Genomic DNA, 5,204 nt, shown 5'->3' with positions numbered 1-5,204 from the left:
TGCGTCTCAGGTATATGTAATTCGTTCTTCTGGTTCAAATCCAACGATTGCAAAAAACTTAATTTCAAGAATTAGTGGTTCTAGCTCAATATATGCATTATATAACTCTAATTCATCAAATGGTGGAACTATAAAAAACAAAATGACTATCAGCTTTTTCTCCCAAAACTATTCTAGCTCAATACAAGCTATTACCAACCTGTCAAATAGTTTGTCGTCAAAATATCGTCTGTTGTATTTATAGCAAAATTCATTTAAATAATTTTGCAGATAATCTTTTCCTATACTATGATGAAGCCCCTGAAGAACTTTCTTTGCATTGCCTATAGCACTGTGCACCCATGGTAATACGGTATGGGCTTCTTTGATTTCTGAAGTATTTATAACTTTATGAGACTTTAATATTTCCTCCAGTTTATTGTAGCCCCTATATGCATCTGAAACTGCTGATGCATCACCTTTAACAGTCTTTTTTGTTTTTTCGTTGATATTCTTACTTTGGAGATTTTCCATTACAATCATCTTTACATGTCCAACTTTTCTGTCAGGTTTATGCTTGTATTTGCCTTCTTTTTCTTCTGGTTGAAATGGTGTAGATTCTATCAGTACCAACACCTTTGATTGTTTTTGGCTTCCTCGACCTCTTTTCCTATTCTCTTCTTTTGATTCCAGATTAACAGTTTCAAAAAAACCATCATCAAGTTCAATAAATTCAGAGAGCTTGTAGCGTGAATCTCTTCTACCCATTGCCTCTCTAATCTTATGCAGCATTTTCCAAATTGCTTCATATGATTTATGATTTAATTGTCTTTGCACCTCAAGTGCAGAAAATGTTTTTTTTGTTGTGGTCAACAAATGCATCGCTTTAAACCATAACATATACGATAAATTGCTGTTTTGTAATGCTGTGCCACTTCTTAAGGTAATACGTTTACCACAATTCTTACACTGATAGGATTCTCTGTCTCTTTTCCAATAATGATCAGAATGTCCACATCTTTTACATTTTACTCCCAATTTATTGCGTACCTCCATGAAGTGCTTGACACAAGCATCTTCATCAGGAAATCTATCCATAAATTCAAACAGATTCATATTTTTCAGACAAAGATAATGGCTTTGGGCGAAATTCCTGATAGTCATTTAAAATTATATTACAATGTTCTCAGTCAAAGAGAAAGTACTTTTAGGTTTAAGTTCCAAACTTAAACCAGTGGGGGGCAAAGAGAAAGTGCTTGTAGGTACGAATTGGACTATTTTAATTCCAATTTTGACCTACATTATTGCTGCCTTGGATCACTTATGAGAGGCACTGCTGATGCATAAAGGGATTAAGTCGCAGACTTAATCCAGTCGGGGAGTCATTTATATCATTGATAGTAGAAATGGGCAATATACCCAGTTTCTGTTATTTCCTGCCTTGCCGGCAGGCAGGCGACCAAAGGAGAAATCTGTTAACGTAGAGCATAATTGTTTTTTAAAAATTAAAACCCTAATTACAGATTACAGATACCTCCCGCTGGTCGGTATGACAGAGTCTACATGCATTACTGTTTCATTTGAGACATTTCTGTCACCTCACTATCTCTCAAAGAGGAAAGTGACGATTGATTTACCTTACACTTAACTCAGTGTCCTTTTCAGGTGACGCTAAAAGGATTAGACATGCAAATTCAAAACAACGACCCCCAAGATTCTGTACTTATTAAAAACCATCCAATTATAAAAAAAATTATTGATCCAAATGAACAAACAGAGGTTAGCAAAATACCAACTAAAGAAGATTTTGGTGTCAACATCATTTTTGCAGTGTGAAATATACTCAGTAAAAAGTATGCACATATTAGTACAAAGCTTAGCCATTCAAGAAATGAAATATCAAGAGAAAAATCTATAGCTAAAAAAATAATTGGTAGCAAGCTAAATAATATCCATGAATTTACTTTCCCGTTTTTTCTGTATGAGCTATTTTTTTTAGCTAATTGATAATCTGTCAAAGAACCTTTCTCAACCTTATAAATTATCCAAAGTAATAATATATATGGGCCAACACCCGTCAATAATAATAAACCAATTATTTCCTCCATGAGTTAACAATTCTTAAGTGTCTCCTGAAAAAATGTACAATACCAGTAACAATAAATGAAAAACCAAAGAAATAAATTAACCAAGGAAAATGCTCAGGCACATAATCCAAAGAAAAACTCTTTATAAGCTCACCAAGTTTGATGTCAGCCAATTTTGAAAAGGAAAAATGATTGATGACATATAAAACAGTATCCCAAATCCAGGAAAGGATAACGATTACCGAACCGCTTGTAAATAGGCCCCATTCTATGGCGCTTATTTTAACTTTAACAAACTTCTGATTGAAATAGATGATACTAACAGCTAACACTATCATCATAAAGGCAATCAGTACCGGACTTATTACTGGACCAAACCAGGTAACGGGTATCAGGAAAAGAATATCCCAATCCAATAAAGATTGTGGCCATCCCATCAAGAAATATAAAAATATGTAGTAAAAAATATCCCAAATGGCAAAAGCATAAATAAAGTAAGCAAATCGCTCGGAAGCTTTCTTGGTGACTAATACGCCAACACTAACAAGCATTAAGACAGTAGCAACTTCTCGTAACACCTCTGTTATGGCAATTTGACTATTGAGTTGCACAATGGGGAAAGTAAATCCATCGGGATAAAACATATTGCGTAAATAAACCACCACTGCACTTTCTAAAAAAGCCATTCCAATGGCATAAATTCCAACCCATAGTAGGGCGTGTTTCATATTTTTCATAAAACTGATTTTTAAATTTTTAATAAGAATCCCCAATAATTCCTTTTTCTTCAAGGTATTTCATGGCTTTATAATCTGCTACATTCCACGACATAAAAGAATTTTTCTCCTGTGCCTTATTCTCTTTTCTAATGGTGGATCCTATCGTATAATTATAATCGTGATAATCTCTAATTTCATTAAGTTTATCTGCATTTTCAAAAAGTAATGGATATGCTTTAACGGACATTCTCACCAGAAATCTTTCGTCAATCTCACTTGGGTAGTTGTGTTTCAGATTATAAGCGGCTATCCAAACATCCCAATTAACTAAACTCATCACGATCAGCATGATAAATGTGGCCAGTGAATTCAATCGGAATAAATAAAAACCAGACCGCTTATCCCTGATCTTGATGATCATTGTAATTAATCCGATCAAAACAAGTACTAAATAAATCATCACACCAATTCGTTTGTAAGCCAGTCCAAAATGACCGATATAGAGCAAGTTCCTGATTAAAACGGAAATGCCCATGAATCCATTTTGAGCAATCCATATATAAGCAAGAATTTTCAGCAAACTATTCTTTGAATAAAAATTAAAATTACTTCTGAAATAATACAATAGAATAATCATGGATAATAGGATGCTCAGAATCAGATAATACGTTCCTTCATGCACCATTTGTTTGTAATTTATTCCTTGCTGCTCCTCAAATCCGAACCAAACATAATTGATATCAATAATATTGATAATTAAAGCAATGATATTGACCAGAATAATTAAAACAATTCCACTCCAATACATGTTTTTAAAACGGCTATAGGGTCTGTCTGTATTATTACTGGAACTAGATCGCTTTCTCAATACATACTCCCCTTTTTGAAGCTCTCTATCAAATTTCTTTGCATAAATACCTTTGTATAAAATGGCTGTAATAACAACAAAACCCAATGCCATAAAAAACACCCATGCCCACGAAATATTGTCAAAAAACCTTAAAAATGCTTCCATAAAGCTATTCGTATATTTTGCAAATACGGGATTAGCCTGTCGGAAAATGAGAATGAAAACAAAGGCGACAATAATAGGAATAACTGCAATCTTAAAAACTCTATATATTTTGAATTTCCCTAAATAACGAGAATTTTCATTTGATATATTGCCAAGTGCAGTAAATACAGAACTGAACAAATTATTTAAACCAATTAGTGCAGCAGCAAAAACAGTTTTAAACTCTGGTCGCCAACTAAATCCAATATAAATTATATAGGCAGCAAAAAAAGCAATTTTTGAAGGTATGGAGTTAAAAAGAATGACTCCAACGCTTGCAAGCAATAATGTCAGAGCATGAAAAAGGAGTTTTTTGTTTTTCAGAAATTCAGAATTAAATCCAAAATTATAGCCTATGGTTAATACGGCAAATAACAATGCATTAAGCCCTATTCTTTCGTGCCAAAACAGGATATGAAAAAAAATCATTCCTATCACCAATTCAATTACTTTCGTTTTTGTTTTCATTATCAATTTAATTTTAAAGTTCTTTGTATTTCAAAGTGAATGTTTAAAAAAATAGAGAAGCCCCTCTCCTCTTGTAAATCAATTTATTTATCGTTATAACGCATAGTACTTTGTTTTTCAAAGTTAGTAATAGTTTTAGATTAGGCAAATTTTTTTGAATTATATTTTTGCATCTAAGCCTAGAACCATTTTTCTCCCATCACTGTCTCTCGCAGAGGACAGTGATGAACGAAAGGTTGTAACAACACTTTCCCATAAGTAACTCATCCCTAGCCCTTCTCTACTACGTAAAGAAGGGAACAGTATGTACTCCAATTATTAATATATCAATTCTAATTTTGAAGTAGTATCAATTCCCCTTCTTTGATTTTTCAGAGAAGGGGTTAGGGCTTTGCTTCTGCTGAAGCTTCAGCGAAAGCAAGGATGAGTTAAATTCAAGCTACGAACAACGGAGCGTACATTTTCGATATACATTAAGAAGAGGTCCAAGAACCGCTGCGCTAATCCTTGAACCATTTTTAGCCCCATCACTGTCTCTCGATACCTTTATTGTCCCATCACTGTCTCTCGCAGAGGACAGTGATGAACGAAAAACTCCTTCAAATGCATACGTTTAGCCCAAGTTGCAAACTTGAGCCAGAAAAGGATTCACACTCACTCTATATCTTCTGTCATTCTCATCCCGATTTATCGGGAGAAGAATCTGCTAACGAAGAGCAGGCAAAAAAAACCAATTGAAATGCTTAAACTCGGCCATCAGATATCTCCCGCAGGTCGGTATGACAGAAATTTATTGGCATTCCTCGGCTCTTCGCAGCTCCAAATTACCAAAAACACAAGCTTTTTTTAAAAACCAACCCATACAAATCTTTTAAATAACTATATTTCGTTAGTAAG

At 33.9% G+C, this 5,204-nt stretch carries 4 protein-coding genes; all 4 read right to left on the bottom strand.

The annotated features are described in order from the left end of the window. Window positions 1-168: 168 nt before the first annotated feature. Window positions 169-1,095, bottom strand: coding sequence for an IS1595 family transposase (locus tag HOG71_02440; GenBank protein MBT5989687.1), 927 nt, complete (start codon window positions 1,093-1,095; stop codon window positions 169-171). 578 nt (window positions 1,096-1,673) lie between these two features. Next, window positions 1,674-2,087, bottom strand: coding sequence for a hypothetical protein (locus tag HOG71_02435; GenBank protein MBT5989686.1), 414 nt, complete (start codon window positions 2,085-2,087; stop codon window positions 1,674-1,676). Then, window positions 2,075-2,803 carry a hypothetical protein gene (locus HOG71_02430; protein MBT5989685.1) on the bottom strand — a complete coding sequence of 243 codons (729 nt, stop codon included), beginning with the start codon at window positions 2,801-2,803 and terminating at the stop codon, window positions 2,075-2,077. Before HOG71_02430 ends, HOG71_02435 begins: the two co-directional genes overlap by 13 nt. A gap of 19 nt (window positions 2,804-2,822) precedes the next feature. Next, the gene (locus HOG71_02425; GenBank protein ID MBT5989684.1) at window positions 2,823-4,307 is read right to left on the bottom strand and encodes a DUF4173 domain-containing protein; all 1,485 of its coding nucleotides are present in this window, start codon (window positions 4,305-4,307) and stop codon (window positions 2,823-2,825) included. Window positions 4,308-5,204 lie beyond the last annotated feature (897 nt).

The organism is Bacteroidota bacterium, assembly GCA_018698135.1.
GTDB lineage: Bacteria > Bacteroidota > Bacteroidia > CAILMK01 > JAAYUY01 > JABINZ01.
The sequence above is the reverse complement of the archived record's forward strand: the minus strand, read 5'-3'. Positions and strand labels throughout refer to the sequence as shown.

What these genes read in the sequence shown, in the direction of transcription:
- HOG71_02430 (MBT5989685.1), bottom strand. Translation starts at nt 2,803, where the DNA reads ATGAAAAATATGAAACACGCCCTACTATGGGTTGGAATTTATGCCATT.
- HOG71_02435 (MBT5989686.1), bottom strand. Translation starts at nt 2,087, where the DNA reads ATGGAGGAAATAATTGGTTTATTATTATTGACGGGTGTTGGCCCATAT.
- HOG71_02440 (MBT5989687.1), bottom strand. Translation starts at nt 1,095, where the DNA reads ATGAATCTGTTTGAATTTATGGATAGATTTCCTGATGAAGATGCTTGT.
- HOG71_02425 (MBT5989684.1), bottom strand. Translation starts at nt 4,307, where the DNA reads ATGAAAACAAAAACGAAAGTAATTGAATTGGTGATAGGAATGATTTTT.